The sequence below is a fragment of the Bacillus sp. JJ675 genome (genome assembly GCF_036963165.1).
Lineage (GTDB): Bacteria > Bacillota > Bacilli > Bacillales > Bacillaceae > Bacillus > Bacillus glycinifermentans.
The window spans coordinates 31,727-54,236 of record NZ_JBALMR010000010.1 but is presented as its reverse complement, the minus strand read 5'-3'; the positions used below and the strand labels follow the sequence as shown (position 1 = coordinate 54,236).

The following is a 22,510-nucleotide window of genomic DNA, read 5'->3' as shown; positions in this document are numbered from 1 at the left end:
ACTTTTATGCCTCATACTCCTTCCACACATCAGGCAGCAGGCGCGACAGCTCATGGGCAAGCAGCGTATGCGGCGAACGGGTCTTTATCCATCTGTCAGCACAGGCGCCGTGCAGGTGGACAGCGTTCAGCACCGCTTCTTTCTCGTTTTCATGACAGCACAGCATGCCGAGGAGCATTCCGGTTAATGTATCACCCGTTCCCCCCTTTGCCAAAGAACTGTTGCCGGTAGGATTTTTCCAGCACTCACCGTCGGGAAAAGCGATCACCGTTTCATTTCCTTTCAAAACGATCGTCGCGCCGAGCTTTTCCGCCCATTCTTTAGCCAGAGAAGCGCGCCGTTTTTGCACGTCTTGAATTGACAATCCGGTGATTCTTGAAAATTCGCCTGGATGGGGCGTCAAAATCGTCGCTGCTTGACGATCCGGATAAACCCGAATGTATAAAGCGCCGGCATCAAGCACAACCGGGCATTTTTCCTCCAGGACCTTCTGTACTGCCAATTCTGTCGTTTGCGAAGGTAGAAGTCCCGGTCCGATTGCAATCGCCCGATAATGTGCTTCGATTTCGCCGCGGGCCGCCTTTTCCAGGCCATCCCGCCAATAGGTTGCTTCAGGCAGAACGGGAACGATTAATGGCACGGCACTTCCGGGTGTACCGATCACAAGCTTTCCGATGCCGCTCCGCATGGCTCCGTATCCGGCAAGCAGTGCAGCACCCGGCATATCACCGGTTCCGGCAAGCAATAACCCTGTGCCGTATGTTCCTTTATGGCTGTCATCATCCCTCTGCGGCAGCGAAGCTTTGACATGCTCTTTAGTCCAAGTCGGCAGCTCTTCTTGAGACATCTGATTCACATCCTTTTTAAACAAACGTTTATTTAAGCTATATCCCTATTTTGCCACGGAACGGCCACCCTCTGTCATGTTCTTCTTGAAAAAATCAGGCGCTTTTAAATATGTTCCCAGCCGCCACAGCCACTCAAACGGCCCCATGCGGAAACGCTTGATCCACCACATGCTGGCTGCCATCTGACATAGAAAAAACAAGACGGCAATTCCGATTCCGGCCAATACGCCGAGCCTGCCGTACAACCCGAGTCCATAGCCGTAAAAAATGAACGTCATGATGATGCTTTGCATGAGATAATTCGTAAAAGACAGCCTGCCGACGGCCCCGAAAGGTTTTAGCAGGCGCTGTCCCTGTTTCGTCTGCGCCAATAGGATGATCCCCGTCAAATAACAAAATGTCAGCGCCAGCGGTCCTATGCCTTCGCTTAGCATATATACGAACGGATCTTTCCAAACAATCGGCAGCGCTTTAAAAGGAAGGCCGATTGCGAGCGTCACAAAGAATACCTTCCGGATTCTCTTTTCATAGAGACGCGGCTGATGAAGCCACTTCTTCTTCGCCGCATATAAGCCGAAAAGAAATGGTGAAAGGGTAAAAACAGGTGCGATCAAAACGATGAGCATCACGGATAGTCCCTCCGGCGCCGAATCGTCAAAGTCAAATAACGGAACCTCCGCATTTGCCCGATGGGAAACGATATCCCAATAGCTGCCGCTTTGCATCACCTCAGCCGTTCGCTCGTTGAATTCCGTCAGCTCGGGACTTGGCTCCACTCCCCCGCTTCCAAAACAGATCAATATATAAACCGCAAATAAACTGACCGCCCAAATCAGAATCGTTTTCGGTTTCCGGTTGATAAACAGAAACAGCAGTCCCATTCCGATCATTCCGTAGCTTAACAAAATGTCCCCCTCCCAAATCAAGCAGCCGTGCAAAAAGCCGAAAACAGCCAGCACGAGAAAGCGCCGGAAGAATACACGGCGGTATTTTACGATCCCTTTCTCATCAAACCTGTCCATCATTAACACCATGCCGTATCCAAATAAAAAGGCAAACAGCGGCATGAAGCTGCTGACGGCAAAAATCCTGGTCCACTCATATGCCCAATGATCATATGAAGCCATCGGTTTAAACGATAAATCGTCCCACATTCCGTATTGAAACAAAAGCATATTTGCAAGCAGAATGCCAAACAGCGCAATTCCCCTCGCTTGATCCAACCAAATGATTCTGTTACTTTGCAGGGGCTGAATATTCAATTGTTCTCTCTCCTCGCCTTTAATGTCAATTTATTGTAGCAACCCCAGCTTAATCCCAGTTAACCCGCATCTTAAATATTGCTAAAAAGAAAAGACAGCTTCACAAATGAAGCTGCCTCTATTACATTCTGAATGCCGGTGCATCCAATTGATATAACCGCCGATAACGGGGGTTTTCTTGCAATAATTCTTTATGGCTTCCTTCCATTTCAATCGTTCCATTTTCAAGGAAAAGAATCCGGTCAGCGGCTTCAGCTCCCGCCAAATGGTGGGTGATCCAAAGAACGGTCTTCCCCTTAAGCGCATCAAACATCGTCAAAAGCAGCTCCCTTTCCGTGATGGGGTCAAGCCCGACGGTCGGCTCATCCAAAACGATGACGGGTGCGCCCTGCAAAAGAATGCGTGCCAATGCGATTCGCTGGCGTTCTCCTCCCGAAAAGCGGCTCCCCGTTTCCTGTACAGACGTATGATATCCGTCAGGGAGCGATTCAATCAAATCATGAAGCTTTACCTGCCGGGCCGCCCAATACACTTCTTCATCGCTCGCCTCGGGATTTCCGAGCCGAATATTATTTAAGATCGTCGTATCAAACAGGTGCGGCTTTTGATTCAAAACGCCGACAACCCGGGAAATATCATGTTCAAGCGCCTCTGCAGCGATTCCGTTAAACATGACCCGGCCCGCCGTTGGGGCAAGCGCCCCCTCGATCATGGCCATGATCGTCGATTTGCCGGCACCGCTTCGCCCGAGAAGCGCAATTTTTTCTCCCTGCTTTAAGGTAAAAGAGACGCCTTTTAATACCGGCTGCCCGTGTTCATATGAAAACGAAACATTCTCAAAGCGAAGGGTGACGTCATGCAACCCGACCGCTTCGGCACTTTCCCGGGGAACGTCATTTCCTTTCTCCTGTTCCGGCTGGAGACTGTCCATGCGATTCAGCGAATCCTCGTATTCAGGAATCGCCCCCGCAGCGTCGGAAAGCGGAAAGAACGCTTCAGTCAGCGGAAACACAACAAGGACAAATGCGGCAATAAACGTATGGGGCAATGCGCCTTCCGCGCTTTGTCCGCCGGTCCAGCCCAGCATCAACAGCACAAGTCCCGCCGCAAGACACTGCACGAAGAAATCCCTCCAACGGGTGAAACGCTGGCGTTTGTTTTCGATGCGGAGCATTTGCTCTTCGGCTTCTTCGTAAGCGCGGATAAAGTCGTTTTGCCGGCCGCTGAAAATCCAGTCGCTCGCCCCCATAACAGCATCGGTCAGCCGGCGGTAAAGGCGGCTGCGCCCCCTTTTTAACGTGATGTTTCCCGCCCTTGTCACAAGCAGGGACACAAGAGGAACGAGAAAAACGAGAACCGCGGCATAGATCGCGATCAGTCCGGCGAACGGCCACGAAAAACTGCCGAGAACAGCAATGAATACGGTATACAAAAGCAATGCCGATACTCCGGGAAACACCGTTTTTAAATACATATCCTGCAGGTGTTCGATATCATCGGCCAAAATGCCGAGCATATCGCCGGTACGAAAGCGCGAACGCAGCCTCAGAGCCTGCGGTTCGAGCATCCTATACAATCTGACGCGCATATCGGACAGGATTTTCAAAATGATGTGGTGGCCTGTCAGCCGTTCAACATACCGGGCCACAGCACGCAAAATGCCAAAGGTGCGGACAGCTACGATCGGCACGTAAATCATCAACACGTTTTCCGGGCGCGTCGCCGCCTTTGAAATCAAGTAGCCGGATGTATACATAAGAAAAGCGGCGGAACATACCGTCACTCCGCCAAGCAAAATCACAATGAAAAACAGCTTTTTATTTTTCTTCACATACGGCAGGATCCACTGTTCCTTCTTCATGATGCACCTCCAAACGCCTGCGCTTTCACCAGATCATAGTAAACGCCGCGTTTTTCGATCAGTTCCTGATGGGTTCCGGTTTCCGCCACTTTCCCATCCTTCAGCACGATAATTTCATCCATGTCCAGCATCCAGTGCAAACGGTGGGTTGCGATAAAGACAAGCTTGTCCTCAAACAGCTTCAGCATCGTTTCTTTCATTTCGTATTCCGTTTCAATATCGAGGTGTGCGGTCGGTTCATCCAACAGAAGGATCGGACGGTTTCCGAGAAAAGCCCGGGCGACCGCCGTCCGCTGCGCCTGTCCGCCGCTCAGCGTCCTGCCGCCTTCGCCGATCCGTTCTTCAAGACCCGACGGTAGCTCGCCAATCAGCTCAATCAGGCCGGCAGCCTTTGCCGCCCGTTCCACTTCTTCAATTGAAGCTTCGGGATGGTAAAAACGGATATTGGCGCTGAGCGTATCTGGAAAAATGTACGGATGCTGCGGAATATAGACAAGCTGCCGCTGCCAGCTTTCCGCCTGGAGATGCGTTCTTTGCGTTCCCCCGATTTCGATCGCTCCGCCGGACGTATCAAGAAAACCGCCGAGCACATCGATAAGCGTCGATTTCCCTGCACCGCTTTCCCCGATGATCCCGATTTTTTTCTTCCCTTTAAAGGATAGCGAGATATCGCTTAAAGAAGCTTGTCCCCCATGTTCATGACGTACGGAAACGTTTTTTAATGCAATCTGGTCTTCATCTGACCAAGAACTGAGCAGAAGAAGCTCTTCTTTTTGAAAACCGGGGGCATCCAAAATGCTCCTTATCGCCTTTCCCGCTTCCTGTCCGTTCAATGTCGCATGGTAGTCATTGCCGACCTCGCGAACGGGCAGAAAAAATTCGGGCGCAAGGATTAATACCGTAAGGGCAGGGCCGAGCGTAATATGACCGTCTACAAGTCCGAGCCCGAGAAAAACGGCTACGGTGGCAACAGACAGCATCGTAAAAAAATCAAGGGCGAACGATGACAAAAAAGCAATTCTAAGCGTGCTCATCGTTGCCTTTCGGTATCTTTCGCTCACCTTGAAAATATTTTTCTCATGGGACCGGCTTAAGCCTAAAAACTTCAATGTTTCCAAACCGCGGAGCGAATCCGTAAAATGGTTGGAAAGCATCTCATAGCTTTTCCACTGCCTGTCCGCTTTTCTTTTCGCGGCATATCCGAGCAGGATCATAAACGCAATCAAAATCGGCATAGTCACCATTAAAATGACCGCAGACGATTTGTCTTTGAAAAAGACGTAACAGACGATCGCCGCCGGGATAACGGCCATGCTGACCATCTTCGGCAAAAACAGCTCCAGGTAGCGGCGAAACTGGGCGATGCCTTCCATCGCAAGCGTAACAACGTGTCCTGTGCCTTCCTGTCTCGCCAGACGCGGCCCTGATTGAAATAGCTTTTCAAGAAAGCTCTTTCGCATATCGGCCCCGGTCTTTGCTGCGTACTGATAAACCGCCCGCTGCTTCACGAGCGTGACGGCATGGCGAAAAAGAAACGCCGCAAGAAAGAGGATCATCACCGAATACAGCGCGCTGATTCGTTCACCGTTAAAAAGGCGGGTCACCGCCTCTGCAAGCCATTCTGCCTGCAGGATGATGGCGGCGCCCTGCAACAAGGTCAAAGCGGTCAGGACCGCAAGAATTCGTTTGATTCCTTTATATTGAAAGAGGTCTTTTCCCATTAATAAATCATAGGCTCCTTACTGCTGATGCGTTTCCGGAAAACGTAGTAGCTCCAGATTTGATAGCCGAGAACAAATGGAAGCAGCGTGAGCGCGACGATCGTCATGACCTTTAAAGAATAAGCGCCTGATGAAGCATTGTAGATCGTCAAATCGTACGCGCTTTTGACCGAACTGATCATGACGCGCGGAAACAGCGCCGTAAATATCGTGCCGACCGTCAGTGCGATTCCCGCTCCAGTCATGGCAAACGTCCAGCCGTCGCGTTTTCGCTTCATAAATACGATGGACAGCACATAGCAGACGACGATCAAAGCAGCAAGCGGAATCGTCACATAGCCCCGGCCTGTGAACAGATCGGTTTCAAAGACGGACAGCGCAACAAATGCAGCAAGTGCAGCCAAAACGGCGAACACGACCTTTCCGGCAAGCCGTCTTGCACGGTCCCGCAAGTCATCCTCCGTCCTGAGGGTAATAAAGATCAGGCCGTGCAGCAGGCACAGAAGCGTAACGGTGACGCCGCCGGTGACCGAATAGACATTCACATAATCTGCAAAGCCGGCATGCAGGTTCATCTCGGCATCGATCGGCATGCCGCGCAGAATGCTGGTAAACAGCACGCCAAACAAAAACGGGGGCAAAAGACTTCCGAAAAACACGACCCAGTCCCACGCCTTCGTCCATTTGGCCGTTTCCACTTTTCCCCTGAACTCAAAAGCGACGCCGCGCCCGATCAAAGCAAGCAGTACAAAGACGAACGGGATGTAATATCCGCTGAACATCGTCGCGTACCAATTCGGAAAAGCGGCGAAAATCGCCCCGCCGCCTGTCAGCAGCCAGACTTCGTTCGCATCCCAGAAGGGGCCGATCGTATTGATCATCACCCGGCGTTCGAGCTCATTCCGCCCGAGAAACCGGGTCGCCATGCCGACCCCGAAATCGAAACCTTCCAGAAAGAAAAACCCCACAAACAACACAGCGACTAATATGAACCAAAGCTCATTAAGAGATACCATGGTAAACCTCCTGATCAAACGGGTCTGTCGAAACGGCAGCCTCATGATGATCATGGTGCTGCGCCCCTTTTTTGATTTCGCGGACAAACAAGTAGACAAGGATAATCGCCAATACGAGATAAATCGCTGTGAACGCAATCACCGAGAACAGAAGCATTCCAGCCGATACATTCGGTGAAACGGACTGTGCTGTCGTCAATATGCCAAACACCGTCCACGGCTGCCGTCCGATCTCCGTCATGATCCAGCCCGCCGTGTTGGCGATGAACGGAAATGCGATCAGCCCGACCATCACCCGCAAAAACCATTTGCTCGTTTCAAGCTTTTTGCGGAAGCTTAAGAAAAGCCCTGTCAATGCGGCGATAATCATGAGAATTCCCGCGCCGGCCATAATCCTGAAACTCCAAAACGTCGTTTTTACCGGCGGAATATAGTTTCCTTCTCCATATTTTTTTTCGTATTCCTTTTGAAGTGTTTTCATACCCGGCACATCGCCGCTGAATTTTTTGTTAGCCAGATAGCTGAGCGCATACGGAATGCTGATTTCAGACTTGTTCACCTGCTTGTCCGTGTCGATGTCGGCAAGCATGGTCCATGCGGCAGGGTCTCCGCTGTCATCCCACAGCGCTTCGCTCGCGGCCATTTTCATCGGCTGGCTCTTCATCAGGTGCTGGGCCTGCTCATGCCCGCTGAAGGCAACGCCGATACCTGAAACAAGCGCAATGACCATCGCGATCTGAAACGATTTCTTGAAAAAGTTCATTTCCTGCTTTTTCAGCATTTTGAATGCGCTCACGCCGGCGATGAAGAACGATCCCGTAGCAAGCGCTCCGAAAATGACGTGCGGAAATTCAACCCATAGCTGCGGGTTTTTAATGATCGCAAGAAAATCGGTCATCTCGGCCCGTCCGTTTTTAATCGCAAAACCGACCGGTTCCTGCATAAATGAGTTGGCAGCCAAAATCCAAAAAGCGGACAGCATCGTGCCGATCGACACCAGCCAGATGGAAAGCAAATGAACCTTTTTCGGAAGACGGTCCCAGCCGAATATCCATAAGCCGATGAAGGTTGACTCCATAAAGAAGGCCAAAAGCGCCTCAACAGCAAGCGGGGCGCCGAAAACGTCGCCGACAAATCGGGAATACTCCGACCAGTTCATGCCAAACTGAAACTCCTGCAAAATTCCCGTGACGACACCGACTGCAAAGTTAATTAAGAATAAGTGCCCCCAAAACTTCGCCATCGTCCGGTAAATGTCTTTTTTCTTTACAACGTAAAGGGTTTCCATCAAGGCAACCATAAAGACGAGTCCGATCGACATCGGAACAAAAATAAAGTGAAAGATCGTCGTTGAAGCGAATTGAAACCGGGCTAAGATTAATTCGTTCATTCCCTGCTTCCTCCATTTCCATTGATATGCTCCATCAGATTGTTCAAAACTTCACAATATTGCTGTGAAAGGTGACGCAAACGGTTTACCAAAAAGGCGTTTCTTTTCAAATTAATACAATAGACTTATAAATCAATCTCGAGATTACTTATATAAGTAATTTACACCGTTTGTTTATAGAAAAAAAGATCTAATTACCTAAAAAATGGGTCGATTTGTGACCAAATCTTGACTAAAAATCAAACATTTTTTGACGACAAATAGGTTTTATTTACCATAAAACTTTAAAAGGCCCAGCCGATCAATAAAAAAACACCCCTGAAAGGGTGTCCCGAATCTGTCACAATATCGGTATTTTTTAGCCCATATACCGTTTTACAATTCTTTCAGCATGAGGCAAGTAGCTTTCTCCGAAAGAATTCAAATGCATGTATACATAAAACAGCTGGTATAAAGGCCAAATGTCGCGGTCAAGCGGTTCTTTCGACGCCGCTTCATAGGCGCTGTAAAACCTCTCGGTGAAACCCCCGAACAGAGCGGTCATCGCCAAATCCATCCGGAAGTCCCCGTATAAAACGGCCGGATCAATGAGATATGGAGAGCCGTCCTCCCCCGTCATCCAGTTGCCTCCCCATAGATCTCCGTGAAGCACGGATGCGCAGGGCTTTCCGGGGAGCCAGCGGGGAAGCGTTTCCGCAAGCCTGACATGCTTCTCCGCCTGCCTTTCATTCAAAAATCCTTTCTCAAGCGCGAGCCCGATTTGCGGAAGCAGCCTTTTTTCCCGGTAATAGGCCGGCCAGCTGTCATATTCGCCGTTCTCCTGCTGAAAGGTGCCGATGTAATTGTCATGCCCCAATCCGTAAAACGGCTTCTCCGTCCGGTGCATGGCGGCGAGCTGTTCGCCAAGCTTTTCCTCCGCCCCTGGAGACCGGGTATCTCTAATATAAGAAAGAACGAGGAATCGCTCCGGATCGCTTATGCCGTTATATCCAATCACGTCAGGAACGTTTACGGCGCCGGTTTTTTTCAGTTCTGCAAGTCCCATGGCTTCCTTTTCGAAAAAGTCGGCCGGCACTCCATCGTTTATTTTGACGAAAAGCCTGGTTTTGTCCGTCTCCACGAGAAAAGACCGGTTGATATCGCCCCCGCCTGCTTCTGTTATCCTCTGAACAGCATGATCACGGGCGGATGCCCGGACCGCTTTATCAATGATTTTCTTTACATCCATTTCCTTCACCCCCGCCACTTTATACAAAAGAATAAATGGAAGCGTTCGATCGGCTGTCTTTACTTTCTCATACTTATGGACGATTTTACCCGATTATTTGTTCACATAAAATCCACAGATATTGTGAAATGTTTCACAATATCCTGCTATACTTATGTTCGTAATCTAAGATCCTTACTTCATGGTGGTGGTACAACATGGAAACTAAATCGCTCATGTTAGTGGAAGAGCTCGCATTGAAAAAATGCAGCATCTTTAAAGAGAGCCCGCTTCGCTATTTTTTGCGATCCATGCTGGCAAGCATGTTCATCGGGTTTGGCGTGATCGTCGCATTTAAAACGGGGAATTTCTTTTATCTTGAACAGTCTCCGTTCACATATCCAATTGCCGCGGTTACGTTTGGGGGAGCCATTATTCTGATTGTCTACGGCGGGGGAGATTTATTTACGGGAAACACGTTTTATTATACATTTGCGGCGCTTCGCAAAAAAATGCGCTGGTTTGATGCCATCGGGATGTGGCTGTTCAGTTATGCGGGAAATTTCATGGGCGCCATCTTATTCGCAGGCCTCATTTTCTCAACGGGATTGTTCAAGGATTCGTCCGTCAACAGCTTTTTGCTGAGCGCGGCCGAACATAAGATGAATTCGCCGATGACAGAACTGTTTTTCAGGGCGATTCTTTGCAACTGGCTTGTCTGTCTTGCCTTTTTTATTCCGATGTCCCAAAAAGGAGACGGTGCAAAAATGTTCTCCATGATGCTGTTTGTGTTTTGTTTCTTTATTTCCGGATATGAGCACAGCATTGCCAACATGGCCACCTTCGCCGTCGCTTTGGTGACTGACCATCCGGACACCATTTCGTTATATGGGGCGGTTCGCAATTTAATCCCCGTTACATTGGGGAACATCGTCGGCGGAGCTTTTATGATGGGCTTCATGTACCACTTCGCGAACAGGCCGCAAACAGAAGACATGATCAAGTAGGAGCGGCAGTTTCCATTTGCAAAAAGCGGTATGAAAAGATGGGGAGACTCATAAAATCTTACTACTTTTTAAAATGGAGGGTTCGACCATGCAAAGTTTTCATACGCTTTGCCGGCAATTTGGGCAAATATTGAATGGAGAGGCAAGGGTGGAGCACGGTGTTTGTTCTGTCAGTATAAAACGGAATATGAACGTCTCTGTTCAGGGAAGGCTGAGCCGGGGAATTGCGATGAAAGAAGTGATGTTCGAGTCGCTGGATCAACACGGAATCGCCTTGAATATGGCGGAAATCGCCATTTTGCCTGAAGAAATCCCTCTTTTTACAAAAAGGCTTGCCGATCAGGGACTCATCATCAGCGCTTTGCATAACCATTGGATCTTTACGAAGCCGAATCTCTTGTACATTCATTTCCAATCCGTCGAACCGCCCTTAATTTTTGCAAGAAAAACGGCAGCCGCCTTATCTGTCTTACGATAAAGCAGCTGCCGTCCGTATTATCTCCCGCTCGAAAGCGTTGCTCTTTCCACGGCTTCGGCGACAATCTCATGAACGTCGGGGTTCAGCGGATCGGGTACTAAATCGCCTTGTTTTGTACAGGAGGCAATGGCCTCGGCTGCGGCCACGAGCATCGGATGTGTGATCGATTCTGCTCTTGCATTCAACGCGCCTCTGAAAATGCCCGGGAATCCGAGAACATTATTGACAGACCGCCCGTCTGCAGCGTAAGCCGCTCCCGCCTTGAGCGCTTCTTCCGGCTCAATCTCAGGCTTCGGATTGGACAGAGCCAGAATCACCTGGCCTTCGCGAACCCATTTTTTATCGATCAGCCCCGGAACGCCCGTCGTCGCGATAACGATGTCGCAGCTTTCCATCAGCTCTTCAATGCTTTCAGCTGCGTGTCCTCCGTAATTCTCCAAGCGGGCCATTGCTTCCATCGATTTATCTGTTCCGACGACCCGTTTCACTCCGTATGCCATAAACATCCGGCAGATGGCAACGCCCGCGGCGCCGAGGCCGATTTGGCCGACGTGCGCCTGCTTCAGGTCGACTCCCGCGCTTTTAGCTGCCGAAATCGCCGCCGCAAGCGTAACAACGGCAGTACCGTGCTGATCATCATGCATCACAGGGATGTCCAGTTCCTGCTTCAGGCGCTCCTCGACTTCAAAACAATGCGGAGAACCGATATCTTCGAGCAAGATCCCGTTGAATCCCGGCGCGATGTTTTTCACCGTCTGGACGATCTCATCAGGATTTTTCGTATCAAGCAATATCGGGATGCCGCTGATTCCGGCGAGCTGGTCAAAAAGAGCGGCTTTTCCTTCCATGACCGGCATTCCGGCGACAGGGCCGATGTCCCCTAGGCCGAGAATGGCGGTTCCGTCCGTCACGATGGCCACCGAATTGCCGATTCCAGTGTAAATCTTTGCTTTTTGCGGTTCTTCTTTAATAATTTCGCACACATTGGCGACCCCTGGCGTATACACCCGTCTCAAGTCTGCGAGCGACCTGATCGGCATTTTGCTCTTCATGTGAATCTTTCCGCCTTCGTGAGCGGAAAGGACGTCGTCAGAAACGGTATGAAGATGAATGCCGTCCTTTAAATTGCGGATCACATCAAGAATTTCGGTCAGCTGTTCTTCATGCTCGACTTGAACCGTGATGCTCCTCATCGTATAATGCGGCCCGACCTTGATCGTCTCGATCTCTCCGATATCACCGCCCGCCAGGCCGATCGCCGTGGTCACTTTTCCAAGGTTTCCGGGTGCTGAAGGAATTTCGATCATTAAATTGCGAATAATATTTTTGCCATTCATCACAGAATACCTCCAATGATTTGTTATCAGCTGCTACTGCACCGATGAATCCTTTTGATCCGTATACCAGATGAATTTCCCGGTATATCCGTACAAAATCGCGAGTCCGACTGAAACGAAGCTCATCCACATGAACGGCAAGTAACTGAAGGTGGAGATGCCTAAAATTCCGGCCATATAAATCCCGTTGTCTGACCAAGGCACCATCCCCGACGTCATGGTCCCTCCGACCTCGGCGTTTCTTGACAGCACCCTCCGATCGATGCGGAGCTTGTCATAGCTTTTCTCCATGATCTTCGGCGTTAAAATCAGCGAAACGTACATAGCGCAGCCAAACACGTTCCCTAAAAAGGCGACAATGAGCGTCGAAAGCGTTACGTTTCCAGCAGATGTCAGCTTTTTCTGGAACTTGGACACAATTACTTTCAAAACGCCTAAATGTTCCAAAAGTCCTCCAAATCCAAGGCCGAGGATAATGACGACAACAGAGCTGAGCATTCCCTCGATTCCTCCGCGGTTCAGAAGCTGGTCCATAAATTTAATGCCGGTATCAATTGAAAAACCGCTGTACGCTGTTCCGAGCGCATCGGAAAAATTCATTCCCTGGAATACAGCCGCCCAGATGGCTCCCAAGAGAGCACCGATTGCAATCGTCGGTACGGAAGGCTTTCTCATCGCCAGAAGAACGATGACGACGATTGCCGGAACAAGCATCCAAATATGAATGTCAAACGTGTTCTGCAGCAACTTTTTCAAAAACTCGACTTTCTCCAAATCAACGTTCTTGCCTCCGTAGATAAATCCCGTAACGGTAAAGAGCACCGCTGTGATGATATATGCGGGAATCGATAAATACAGCATCGCCCTTACGTGAGAGATGACTTCGACTTTTGATAAAGATGAAGCAAGCACCGTACTGTCTGAAAGCGGTGATAATTTATCGCCAAAATAGGCACCTGATAAAACGGCGCCGGCTACGAGCGGAAGGGGCAGTCCCAGACCTTCCCCGATCGCCATCATCGCAATTCCGGCCGTACCGACGGTTCCCCATGACGTACCTGTCGCAACAGACGTAATCGAACAAATAATGAGCGTGGCAAGCAGGAATATGCTCGGATGAATAAATTCGAGCCCGTAATAGATTAAAGTCGGAACAACTCCGCCGGCTATCCACGTGCCGATCAGAGCGCCGACTGCAATGAGGATTAATATCGCTTCAAGACCGTTGGTAATCCCTGTTGTAATCGACTTCTGCAAATCTTCATAACGGTGTCCCAGGCGCAGCCCGAGCAAAATCACCAAAAACCATGATATGAATAGTGCCAACTGTATCGGCAAATTAAATTTTACTGTAAACGAACAAACGATTGCTAAAAATGCACCTAATACAATGATGATTTCTACCATTGATGGTAACCGTGCTTCTTTCAACCTGGAGTCCCCCTTGTTTTTGAAACGCTTACAAAAAAGCTACTTCAAAATAGTAAATTCTACTCAATTTTTTCCTAAAAATTTAACTAACAGAGCAAGTATACCATGAAAAAAGACAAGATGATATCCTATTTTCCCCATGGTATCCTTACTCCCCCAAAATTTTTAGTTGCAAGCGGAAACACCCTGTTTTTCTATCCCGGTAAAATGCTTTCAGCGTGTTTCCGCCTGCCTTTTTTATTAATCCCGATTTAAAAGTTCAGCCCCGGCAATACCCGGTTTCGTCATTTCATAAGGGTTCAAAATCAGATCTAGCTCTTCTTCTGTCAAAACGTCATTTTGCAGACACAGATCGCGTACTGATTGGCCCGTTAAAATCGCTTCCCTCGCGATTCTTGCGGCCGCTTCATAGCCGAGGTGAGGGTTTACGGCAGTAATGACGCCGGCGCTTTTTTCGACATATGCTTTCAGGCGTTTTTCGTTTGCTTCAATACCTGTCACACAGTGATCTGTAAATGAACGGAATCCGTTGTTCATGATGCTGATCGATTGAAGAAGGTTAAACACGAGCACAGGCTCCATAACATTCAGTTCGAGCTGTCCGGCTTCAGAAGCCAGGCAAATCGTGTGGTCGTTCCCGATCACCTGGAAGGCAATCTGGTTGATCAGCTCGGCCATGACCGGATTGACTTTCCCCGGCATGATCGATGACCCCGGCTGTCTCGCCGGCAGGGAAATCTCCGCCAGTCCTGCGCGCGGGCCGGATGCCATCAGCCTTAAATCGTTTGCGATTTTGGACATGTTCATCATGCAGACTTTCAATGCTGCCGATACTTCTGTATAAGCGTCCGTATTCTGCGTCGCATCGACGAGGTGGTCGGCGCCGACGAGCGGGAGGCCGCTGATATCTGCCAGATGCTTGACGACATTTTCAATGTAGCGCGGATCTGCGTTTAATCCCGTTCCTACTGCAGTTGCGCCCATATTGACTTCATATAAATGCTGACGCGACTGTTTAATCCGCTTGATGTCGCGTTCGATCACGCGGCTGTATGCTTCAAACTCCTGACCGAGGCGAATCGGAACAGCATCCTGGAGATGGGTGCGCCCCATTTTGATGACATGATCGAATTCACTCGCTTTTTTCTTGAAGGCGCCCAGCATGTACTCCATCGTATCGAGCAGCTTTTCAAGCAATTTCAGCGTTGAAATGTGAATGGCCGTCGGAAACACGTCATTTGTCGACTGTGACATGTTGACGTGCGTGTTCGGACTTAAGTGAATATATTCTCCTTTTTGATGGCCGAGCAGTTCAAGCGCGCGGTTTCCGATGACTTCATTCGCATTCATGTTCATGGACGTGCCGGCGCCGCCCTGAATCGGATCGACGATAAATTGATCGTGCAGCTTGCCTTCGATGATCTCGTCAGCTGCCTGGACAATCGCATCCCCGAGTCCTTTATAGAGACGCTTCGTCTCCATGTTGGCAAGTGCGGCCGCTTTTTTGACCACGGCCAGCGCCTTGATCATTTCCTCATGAATTTTATATCCGGTAATCGGAAAATTTTCTGCTGCCCGTAATGTTTGAATACCATAGTAGACATCCGCCGGGATGTTCTTCTCTCCGAGAAAATCCTTCTCTGTCCGATATGCGGTCTGATTCATTTGTTAACCCTGCTTTCTGTTTAAATAATGATATCGTCTGCAATTGGCGTTTCCATGATTTTTTTGACCTCATGCGGGTCTCCATTTTTCCCTAAAGCCCACATCAGCTTAGGCACGATCGCTTCGGTGTTCATGTTTCTTGATCGGATAACGGCATCCTGGTTGACTCTGCGGCCGACTTCATAAATGCTCATATCCTCTCCTTCTTCAAGGCATTGCGTCGTGATGACGACGACGATTCCGGAATCGATCAGTTCATTGACCTTGTCCAAAATATTCCGTTTCTCAAACGGAATGCCGCCGCTGCCGTAGCTCTCAATGACGACGCCTTTATAAGAGCCTTTCAGACAATCGAGGAACTCCGGCTTCAAGCCGGGATGCAGCTTGATCAGACAAACGTCGGTATTTAAAGAAGTATCGAACGCAATCGGCTCTTGCTTTGCTTCAGGAACCCGTTTGTTGTACTCGATCTCCTGATCGTGGATGAACGCGATATAAGGATAGTTGATGCTTTCAAAAGCATCATAGCTTTTCGTTCTTAATTTGATCGCTCTCGTTCCTAAAATGACACGGCCGTCAAAGACGACGTACACCCCGCCGATGCCGTCTGAGGCAAAGCGGACAGCATCTTTAATATTTTTCTTTGCATCTGTCTTCTTAAATGTAATCGGCACCTGTGAACCCGTGATAACGATCGGCTTATCGACGTTTTGCAGCATATAGGAAAGCGCAGCTGACGTATAGGCCATCGTATCGGTACCATGGGTGATGACAAACCCGTCGTAGCGGCCGTAGTTCTCATATACCGCTTCAGCCATTTTCACCCAATGTTCAGGCTGCATGTTTGTACTGTCTATGTCCATTAAAGATTGGCAATCTATCGTATAATTTTTATGGTCATCAGATAAATAGCTGAGAAGCTCTTCCGCTTTAACCCCCGGAGCGAGCCCGTTTTCTCCTTCTACTGAAGCGATCGTCCCGCCGGTGGTTAGCAGCAGTAACTTTTTCATATGCTACACCTCTCTAAGAAGTATTTTAACGTTTTAAAGCATGATCATATAGAGCAAAAAGGCCGACAGATAAGCATTGTATACGCTTTATGCGTACCTTCATTGCAATTATAGTCCTCAAATGTGAAATAATCAAGAAAGATTATTCATTTCGCGTACACTTTTGCTCATAATGTGCTATAATCACTGTGTATCAAAAGGAGCGGAAGATATGAATTTAGATCGATTAACAACACTGAGAAAAAATAAGAAATGGTCATTGCAATATACAGCCGACCGCCTCGGTATTGCGAAAAGCACCTATGCGGGGTATGAATCCGGCTATCGCCGCCCTTCATTGGAGGCGCTTATCGAAATCGCTGATTTATTCGGAACCTCAACCGACTACTTGCTCGGCAGAATCGACGACCCACGGGATGGGAAGAGCAAAAACGAACCAATTGAATTGACGAATTGGGGCAAGCACAAACTGGCGGTTGACGGGGCGCTTCTTTCTGAAGAAGACATCAGGCAGATGGTCGCGTTCATCAAAGTCAAAAAACAGCTTGATGCTGAATGAGCGGGGGCTGTCCTTTTTATACAAAAAAACTTGATTGGCCGAAAATCGCCAATCAAGTTTTTTTAATTTAAGCGATGCAAGAACTTTACGCAGACCGCTTCAGGAGCGGGGATGTTGGACTGCAGCAGCGTCAGCGTGCCCGTCGATTCGTTTCTTTCATATAATGTCAGCGTTCCTGTTTCCTGGTTGGAGGCGATCAAAAAACCTTCCGTAGGATCAAATGCAAAGTCGCGCGGCCATTCACCTTCTGTAGAGACATGCTCGATCAAGGAAAGCTCGTCTGAGTATTCATTTACGGCAAACACGGCGATGCTGTCGTGTCCGCGGTTTGAAGCGTAGACAAATTTGCCGTCGCGCGTGACGTGAATCGCGCCGCCCTGGCTTTTTCCGTCAAAGCCATCAGGCAAGGCGGAAATGACTTGCACTTCGCGAAATTCTCCAAGGCCGGGGTTATATTCGAGAACGATAACTTCATTGCTCAGCTCTGTCAGCACATACGCGTACTTTTCTTTCGGATGAAACTCGATATGCCGGGGACCGGAACCAGGCGCGACAGCGAGCGACTTCACTTCCTCCAGCTTTCCTTCCTTCAGTTGATAGGTGATCACCCGGTCAATTCCTAGATCAACGGCTACCGCATAGTTTTCGTCAGGGGTAAAACCAGAATAGTGCACATGCGCCTTCTCCTGTCTTTCATGCGGGCCGGATCCTTTATGCTGCACCTCTGAAGCGGGAGCATCCAAGCTGCCGTCTCCATCTAAAGTATAGGATGCAATCGTTCCGCTGTGATAATTGGCGGAAAGCACATACTGATTGGCGCTGTCGACGCTGACATGGCACGGCGACGGGCCGTCTGCGGTTTGCTTGTTGACGAAATGCAGATCACCTGTATTCCCGTCAATCCGGTAGGCGGCAACACCGCCTTGTTCACCGTCATTGATCACCGCATAGAGCATGCTATTGTCTTTGGCGATATTGAGATATGTCGGACTGCCCAGCTTTGCCGCAAGCTTTGGCGTGCTCAGCGCTTTTTTGTCGGTATCAAGTTCAAACGTATAGATTCCTTTGCTGTCTGCTTTTGTATATGTTCCGATATAACCTCTATATGTTGCCATTTGATCCTCTCCTTTTTACATTACGGTCGTCTATTCCTATTTTAACCTACAGAAACAGAATAAGCATGATTTGGTGTGCAAAAAATAAAACGCTCACATGAAAAATATCTTTTTATGATATTCTTAAGCATGAAAGATCAATCGTCCGGGAACGGAACGTTTGTTTATGGGAGTGTTTCGTATGACGAAAATCATGATTGTCGAAGACAGCGAAGACATTCGGCAGCTATTGCAAAATTATTTAGAAAAGTACGGATATAACACCGTTACAACGCATGATTTCACAACTATCCTCGATACTTTTTTGGAAGAGAAACCTGATTTGGTGTTGCTTGATATCAATTTGCCGGCATACGACGGGTACTATTGGTGCCGTCAAATCCGCCAGCATTCGACTTGTCCGATCATTTTCATTTCTGCCAGAAGCGGGGAAATGGATCAGGTCATGGCGATTGAAAACGGCGGCGATGATTATATAGAGAAGCCTTTTTCCTATGAGGTGGTGCTTGCGAAAATTAAAAGCCAGATTCGCAGGGCCTTTGGCGAATATGCGGTAAAACAAGGGGAAAAAGTGGTTGAATTCGAAGGCGTTCAGTTGTTTGTCGAACGATTTGAACTGCGCTTCCGGGATAAGAAGCACGAGCTTTCAAAAAAGGAAAGCAGACTCCTGGAAGTGCTGCTTGAAAGAGGAGAAAAGGTGACAAGCAGAGACCGGTTAATGGAAAAGACATGGGAAACCGATACATTTGTGGATGAAAACACGTTAAATGTCTATATTGCGAGACTTCGCAAAAAATTGCGGGGCATGGACGTGCCCTTTTCGATTGAATCAGTGCGGGGCGAAGGGTATCAGCTGAGGGCGAGGTCATGAAGCTTTTTCTAAAAAACCATGCCGTTCTTATCCTTCTATTCCTTCTTCAGGGCGGATTCGTGTTTTTTTACTATTGGTTTGCCGGCATGCAGTCTTTTACACACCTTTTTTACGTCCTCGGCGTTCAGCTTCTGGCGCTGGCGCTTTATCTGTCGTACAAATGGTATCAAGAACACAGAGTCTATCAATGGCTCGGCTCTGAACAACAAGATACGGAAATTCCTTTTTTGGGGACGTCTGAATTTTGCTCAGAGCTGTATGAAAAACATATGGAGCTAAGCCGGTTTCAGCACCGCAAAATTCATGAAATGGAATCCAGGCTGGAAGACAGGGTGACCTACATGAATCAATGGGTGCATCAGGTGAAAACCCCGCTTTCCGTCATCAATCTGATCATTCAGGAAGAGGATGAGCCCATTTTTAAACAAATCAAAAAAGAAGTCCAGCAGATTGAATACGGACTGGAAACGCTCCTCTACTCTTCAAGGCTTGACCTGTTTGAAAGGGATTTTAAAATTGAAGCTGTGTCTCTTGAAAATCTGCTGCAATCGTTAATTCAGCATTATAAACGCTACTTTATTCAGCACCGCGTATATCCGAAAACACACCTGCCCGCTGAAGACGCCGTCATTTATACGGACCGGAAATGGCTCAGGTTCGCAATCGGACAGGTCATCACAAATGCCGTAAAGTATTCGGCGGGGAAAAGCGACCGCATCGATATGACGATATTCCGTCAAGATGAACGGATCGTCTTGGAAATAAAAGACTACGGGGTCGGAATTCCTTCCCAGGATGTAAAGCGGGTATTCGAACCATATTACACCGGGGAAAACGGGCGGCGTTTTCAGGAATCGACGGGCATGGGCCTCTATCTTGTAAAAGAGATTGCCGAAAAGCTCGATCATGATGTAAGCATTGCTTCTGAAGACGGAAAAGGGACAGCCTTTCAATTTTCGTTCCTTACAAAAATGTAAGTCTTCTTTAATAAAACCGCATAGCTCTTCCTCATCCTCCTTGATAAGATGTGTTTGCAGAAACATTCTTTTTCAAGGAGGATTTTTTTATCCCCACCGACACAGAGCAAAGAAGGAGGATTATGATGACTGATATGCTGGTCGTTAAAAACATCAATAAAACATATAAAGGACAAGTCTCTCATCAGGCGTTAAAAAATATTTCATTCAATGTCGAGGACGGCGAATTCACGGCTATTATGGGACCTTCCGGGTCTGGAAAAACGACGCTGCTCAATATGATATCAACCATTGACCGCCCCGATTCCGGCGACATTTTGATCCGCGGAGAAGACCCGCATCATCTAAAAAGGGCGAAACTCGCCCGCTTTCGCCGCAAGCAGCTCGGATTCGTATTCCAGGATTTTAATTTGCTGGATACGCTGACGCTCGGCGAAAACATCATGCTGCCGTTAACGCTTGAAAATAAACCGCCTTCCGTCATGGAAGAAAAGCTTCAGGCGATTGCTGAAAAGCTCGGCATCGAGGCCCTTCTCAATAAACGGACGTTTGAAATATCCGGCGGACAAAAACAGCGCGCAGCCATCGCAAGAGCTGTCATTCATCAACCTGCCCTCATCCTCGCTGATGAACCGACGGGAAACCTCGATTCCAAGGCGTCAAAAGACGTGATGGAAACGATGCAGCATCTTAACGAAAACGACAATGCCACGATATTGATGGTCACGCATGACCCTGTAGCCGCAAGCTACTGCCGCCGCGTCATTTTTATTAAAGACGGAACATTATTCAACGAAATTCATCGCGGCGCCAACCGCCAAGTATTTTATGAAGAGATTTTGAATGTGCTGTCCATGCTGGGAGGAAACGCCAATGACCTTTCTACAGTTCGCTTATAAAAACGTCATTCGGAATAAAAGGGCCTATCTCGCCTTCTTTTTAAGCAGCGCGTTTTCGGTGATGATTTTTTTCACCTTTGCGATGCTTTTGTTCCACCCCGCTTTGGAAAAAGGCTATTTAAACAACATTGCAAAACGGGGATTGACGGTGGCCGAATGGATGATTTTCGCTTTTTCCATCCTGTTTGTGCTCTATTCCGTAAACGCCTTTCTCAAGTCGAGAAGCAAAGAATTCGGGATACTCACCATTCAAGGAATCGCTCCGGGTCAATTGAGGAGGCTGATTACAGCTGAAAATATCATCATCGGCGTGCTTTCGATCGTTACAGGGATCATCGGCGGTCTGATTTTCGCAAAAACCTTCTTTACGGTCGGCGCTTATATTCTGGAAATGGACGCTTTGCCTCTGTATCTGCCTTGGAAAGCGCTGGCTCTCACAGCCGCATGCTTCATCGTGCTGTTTATTCTGCTGTCGCAATTTACGGTCTTGTTTATTAAATCAAAAACCGTTGTCAAGCTGATCAAGGGCACCGGGAAAATCAAACCTGAGCCAAAACCGTCCCTTATCTTTTCGGTCATCGGCATCGGCTGCCTCGGCTCCGGCTACTGGCTTGCATTGTCCGACGAAATCCATTTTCCCCAAGCCGTCACGATCTTAATTCTGACGATCATCGGGACTTATTTCTTCTTTAGCCAAAGCAGCATTTGGCTGCTCAGGATGTTAAAAAAGCGGAAATCATTTTATTTGCGCGGAAAAAACGGCCTGTGGGTATCCGATCTTGTCTACCGGCTGAAAGATAATGCCCGCCTGTTCTTTCTCGTCTGTATCATTTCAGCGGTCGCCTTTACCGCCACAGGCACATTGGCGATCTACAAGACCTCCCTCGGAAAAATGGATTCTCAATACGGGATGGAGTACTTATCGAACAGCGGGAACACCAAAGAACAAGCACACGTTAAGCTGATTGAACAAAAGCTGAAGGAAGGACATTTTTCGTATACAAAGGAAGAGACAAAAGGTATCCATATCAGCTATAGCCAGGGAGATCTCGTTCCTCCGGTGCTCCTGATCTCTGAAAGCGAATTCCGAAAGCACTTCAAGTCAGATTCGGGTGAACTGAAAGACGGCGAGGCGCTGTATTATCCAAGCACCTTTGAGGCGAAAGACAAGACAGAAGTTCCCGGGACCTTGAACATGCTGAACAAAGATCTGAAGCCGGCAAATGAACGGCTGAAAGTGAAAGGTTTTAAAAAACCGCTCATTTCGTTAGACAGCATCGTTGTCGTAAACGGCAAAACCTTTGAAAAGCTCAAGAAACAAGGCGAAGCCGTCACATTGTACGGGTATAAATACGGCCGCTGGAAAGACAGCCTTGATATCAGCCAATCGCTGAAAAACAGCATATACGGAAACTATGGCCATATCCAATTTCAGTTTGACGCAAAGGCCATTTCTTATTTCGATACAGTTCAGCTTCCAAGCCTGAGCCTGTTTATCGGACTCTTTATTGCACTTCTCTTTTTTACGGCATCCGGAAGCTTTCTCTACTTCCGCCTGTTTACCGATCTTGAGGAAGATCAAGAGCGCTACCGGTCGCTTGCAAAAATCGGCCTGAGCGAAGAGGAAATGTCGCAGAGCGTGACGATTCAATTGGCCATCCTGTTCTTCTTTCCATTCGCGCTTGCATCAGTTCATACCTATTTCGCGATGAAGACGCTCGAGTCGCAAAGTTTCGGTCATTTCACAGCTCCGCTCTTCATGACGATAGGCGGGTTTCTGATCTTCCAACTATTATTCTTTATGATCATTCGAAAAAGCTATCTAAAAAAATTAAAAGGATTTTTAAGGTGATAAG

General features: G+C 48.3%; 19 protein-coding genes. 7 read left to right on the top strand and 12 right to left on the bottom strand.

Annotated features, from left to right (window positions below; genetic code table 11):
- Positions 1-4 precede the first annotated feature (4 nt).
- From V7126_RS03185 to V7126_RS03155, 7 genes are all read right to left on the bottom strand, one after another.
- Complete coding sequence (locus tag V7126_RS03185; RefSeq protein ID WP_046129373.1) at positions 5-847, bottom strand: NAD(P)H-hydrate dehydratase; 843 nt, start codon at positions 845-847, stop codon at positions 5-7.
- Positions 848-892: 45 nt separating this feature from the next.
- The gene (locus V7126_RS03180) at positions 893-2,110 is read right to left on the bottom strand and encodes a DUF418 domain-containing protein (RefSeq protein WP_175076548.1); all 1,218 of its coding nucleotides are present in this window, start codon (positions 2,108-2,110) and stop codon (positions 893-895) included.
- 121 nt (positions 2,111-2,231) lie between these two features.
- The gene (cydC, locus tag V7126_RS03175; RefSeq protein ID WP_175076549.1) at positions 2,232-3,971 is read right to left on the bottom strand and encodes a thiol reductant ABC exporter subunit CydC; all 1,740 of its coding nucleotides are present in this window, start codon (positions 3,969-3,971) and stop codon (positions 2,232-2,234) included.
- A complete protein-coding gene (cydD, locus tag V7126_RS03170) occupies positions 3,968-5,692 on the bottom strand; it encodes a thiol reductant ABC exporter subunit CydD (protein WP_175076550.1) in 1,725 nt (574 codons plus the stop codon). The genes cydC and cydD overlap by 4 nt, the downstream gene beginning before the upstream one ends.
- Entirely contained in the window at positions 5,692-6,708 is a 1,017-nt protein-coding gene (gene cydB / locus V7126_RS03165; protein WP_175076551.1) for a cytochrome d ubiquinol oxidase subunit II, read from the bottom strand. Before cydB ends, cydD begins: the two co-directional genes overlap by 1 nt.
- Positions 6,695-8,098: a cytochrome ubiquinol oxidase subunit I gene (locus V7126_RS03160; protein ID WP_335496678.1), complete on the bottom strand. Its 1,404-nt coding sequence runs from the start codon at positions 8,096-8,098 to the stop codon at positions 6,695-6,697. Before V7126_RS03160 ends, cydB begins: the two co-directional genes overlap by 14 nt.
- A gap of 358 nt (positions 8,099-8,456) precedes the next feature.
- Positions 8,457-9,326: a fructosamine kinase family protein gene (locus tag V7126_RS03155; protein WP_046129368.1), complete on the bottom strand. Its 870-nt coding sequence runs from the start codon at positions 9,324-9,326 to the stop codon at positions 8,457-8,459.
- 197 nt (positions 9,327-9,523) lie between these two features.
- On the opposite strand from V7126_RS03155, the gene V7126_RS03150 reads away from it, so the two are divergent.
- The gene (locus V7126_RS03150) at positions 9,524-10,312 is read left to right on the top strand and encodes a formate/nitrite transporter family protein (RefSeq protein WP_046129367.1); all 789 of its coding nucleotides are present in this window, start codon (positions 9,524-9,526) and stop codon (positions 10,310-10,312) included.
- Between the two features lie 88 nt (positions 10,313-10,400).
- Positions 10,401-10,790 (top strand): DUF1259 domain-containing protein, encoded by a 390-nt coding sequence (locus V7126_RS03145; RefSeq protein ID WP_046129366.1) that lies wholly within the window; start codon positions 10,401-10,403, stop codon positions 10,788-10,790.
- A gap of 17 nt (positions 10,791-10,807) precedes the next feature.
- On the opposite strand, the gene V7126_RS03140 is transcribed toward V7126_RS03145, so the two are convergent.
- The 4 genes from V7126_RS03140 to V7126_RS03125 form a co-directional block, all read right to left on the bottom strand.
- A complete protein-coding gene (locus tag V7126_RS03140; RefSeq protein WP_046129365.1) occupies positions 10,808-12,127 on the bottom strand; it encodes an NAD-dependent malic enzyme in 1,320 nt (439 codons plus the stop codon).
- A gap of 33 nt (positions 12,128-12,160) precedes the next feature.
- Positions 12,161-13,558 (bottom strand): Na+/H+ antiporter NhaC, encoded by a 1,398-nt coding sequence (gene nhaC / locus V7126_RS03135; protein ID WP_046129364.1) that lies wholly within the window; start codon positions 13,556-13,558, stop codon positions 12,161-12,163.
- Positions 13,559-13,798: 240 nt separating this feature from the next.
- The gene (gene aspA / locus V7126_RS03130) at positions 13,799-15,223 is read right to left on the bottom strand and encodes an aspartate ammonia-lyase (RefSeq protein ID WP_046129363.1); all 1,425 of its coding nucleotides are present in this window, start codon (positions 15,221-15,223) and stop codon (positions 13,799-13,801) included.
- 20 nt (positions 15,224-15,243) lie between these two features.
- Positions 15,244-16,233: an asparaginase gene (locus tag V7126_RS03125; RefSeq protein ID WP_065894701.1), complete on the bottom strand. Its 990-nt coding sequence runs from the start codon at positions 16,231-16,233 to the stop codon at positions 15,244-15,246.
- A 211-nt stretch (positions 16,234-16,444) separates the two neighbouring features.
- Between V7126_RS03125 and V7126_RS03120 the strand changes: the two genes are divergently transcribed.
- A complete protein-coding gene (locus V7126_RS03120; protein WP_046129361.1) occupies positions 16,445-16,792 on the top strand; it encodes a helix-turn-helix domain-containing protein in 348 nt (115 codons plus the stop codon).
- A gap of 62 nt (positions 16,793-16,854) precedes the next feature.
- On the opposite strand, the gene V7126_RS03115 is transcribed toward V7126_RS03120, so the two are convergent.
- Entirely contained in the window at positions 16,855-17,907 is a 1,053-nt protein-coding gene (locus V7126_RS03115; protein ID WP_175076552.1) for a lactonase family protein, read from the bottom strand.
- Positions 17,908-18,088: 181 nt separating this feature from the next.
- Between V7126_RS03115 and V7126_RS03110 the strand changes: the two genes are divergently transcribed.
- From V7126_RS03110 to V7126_RS03095, 4 genes are all read left to right on the top strand, one after another.
- Complete coding sequence (locus V7126_RS03110) at positions 18,089-18,778, top strand: response regulator transcription factor (RefSeq protein WP_046129359.1); 690 nt, start codon at positions 18,089-18,091, stop codon at positions 18,776-18,778.
- A complete protein-coding gene (locus V7126_RS03105) occupies positions 18,775-19,755 on the top strand; it encodes a HAMP domain-containing histidine kinase (RefSeq protein ID WP_046129358.1) in 981 nt (326 codons plus the stop codon). Before V7126_RS03110 ends, V7126_RS03105 begins: the two co-directional genes overlap by 4 nt.
- A gap of 125 nt (positions 19,756-19,880) precedes the next feature.
- The gene (locus tag V7126_RS03100) at positions 19,881-20,654 is read left to right on the top strand and encodes an ABC transporter ATP-binding protein (protein WP_046129357.1); all 774 of its coding nucleotides are present in this window, start codon (positions 19,881-19,883) and stop codon (positions 20,652-20,654) included.
- The gene (locus V7126_RS03095) at positions 20,629-22,506 is read left to right on the top strand and encodes an FtsX-like permease family protein (protein WP_175076553.1); all 1,878 of its coding nucleotides are present in this window, start codon (positions 20,629-20,631) and stop codon (positions 22,504-22,506) included. Before V7126_RS03100 ends, V7126_RS03095 begins: the two co-directional genes overlap by 26 nt.
- The last annotated feature ends 4 nt before the right edge of the window (positions 22,507-22,510 follow it).

Coding starts and splice junctions, on each gene's coding strand:
- V7126_RS03160 (WP_335496678.1), bottom strand. CDS start 8,098: ATGAACGAATTAATCTTAGCCCGGTTTCAATTCGCTTCAACGACGATC.
- cydB (WP_175076551.1), bottom strand. CDS start 6,708: ATGGTATCTCTTAATGAGCTTTGGTTCATATTAGTCGCTGTGTTGTTT.
- V7126_RS03125 (WP_065894701.1), bottom strand. CDS start 16,233: ATGAAAAAGTTACTGCTGCTAACCACCGGCGGGACGATCGCTTCAGTA.
- V7126_RS03150 (WP_046129367.1), top strand. CDS start 9,524: ATGGAAACTAAATCGCTCATGTTAGTGGAAGAGCTCGCATTGAAAAAA.
- V7126_RS03145 (WP_046129366.1), top strand. CDS start 10,401: ATGCAAAGTTTTCATACGCTTTGCCGGCAATTTGGGCAAATATTGAAT.
- V7126_RS03155 (WP_046129368.1), bottom strand. CDS start 9,326: ATGGATGTAAAGAAAATCATTGATAAAGCGGTCCGGGCATCCGCCCGT.
- aspA (WP_046129363.1), bottom strand. CDS start 15,223: ATGAATCAGACCGCATATCGGACAGAGAAGGATTTTCTCGGAGAGAAG.
- cydC (WP_175076549.1), bottom strand. CDS start 3,971: ATGAAGAAGGAACAGTGGATCCTGCCGTATGTGAAGAAAAATAAAAAG.
- cydD (WP_175076550.1), bottom strand. CDS start 5,692: ATGGGAAAAGACCTCTTTCAATATAAAGGAATCAAACGAATTCTTGCG.
- V7126_RS03095 (WP_175076553.1), top strand. CDS start 20,629: ATGACCTTTCTACAGTTCGCTTATAAAAACGTCATTCGGAATAAAAGG.
- V7126_RS03100 (WP_046129357.1), top strand. CDS start 19,881: ATGACTGATATGCTGGTCGTTAAAAACATCAATAAAACATATAAAGGA.
- V7126_RS03105 (WP_046129358.1), top strand. CDS start 18,775: ATGAAGCTTTTTCTAAAAAACCATGCCGTTCTTATCCTTCTATTCCTT.
- V7126_RS03185 (WP_046129373.1), bottom strand. CDS start 847: ATGTCTCAAGAAGAGCTGCCGACTTGGACTAAAGAGCATGTCAAAGCT.
- V7126_RS03115 (WP_175076552.1), bottom strand. CDS start 17,907: ATGGCAACATATAGAGGTTATATCGGAACATATACAAAAGCAGACAGC.
- V7126_RS03120 (WP_046129361.1), top strand. CDS start 16,445: ATGAATTTAGATCGATTAACAACACTGAGAAAAAATAAGAAATGGTCA.
- V7126_RS03110 (WP_046129359.1), top strand. CDS start 18,089: ATGACGAAAATCATGATTGTCGAAGACAGCGAAGACATTCGGCAGCTA.
- V7126_RS03140 (WP_046129365.1), bottom strand. CDS start 12,127: ATGAATGGCAAAAATATTATTCGCAATTTAATGATCGAAATTCCTTCA.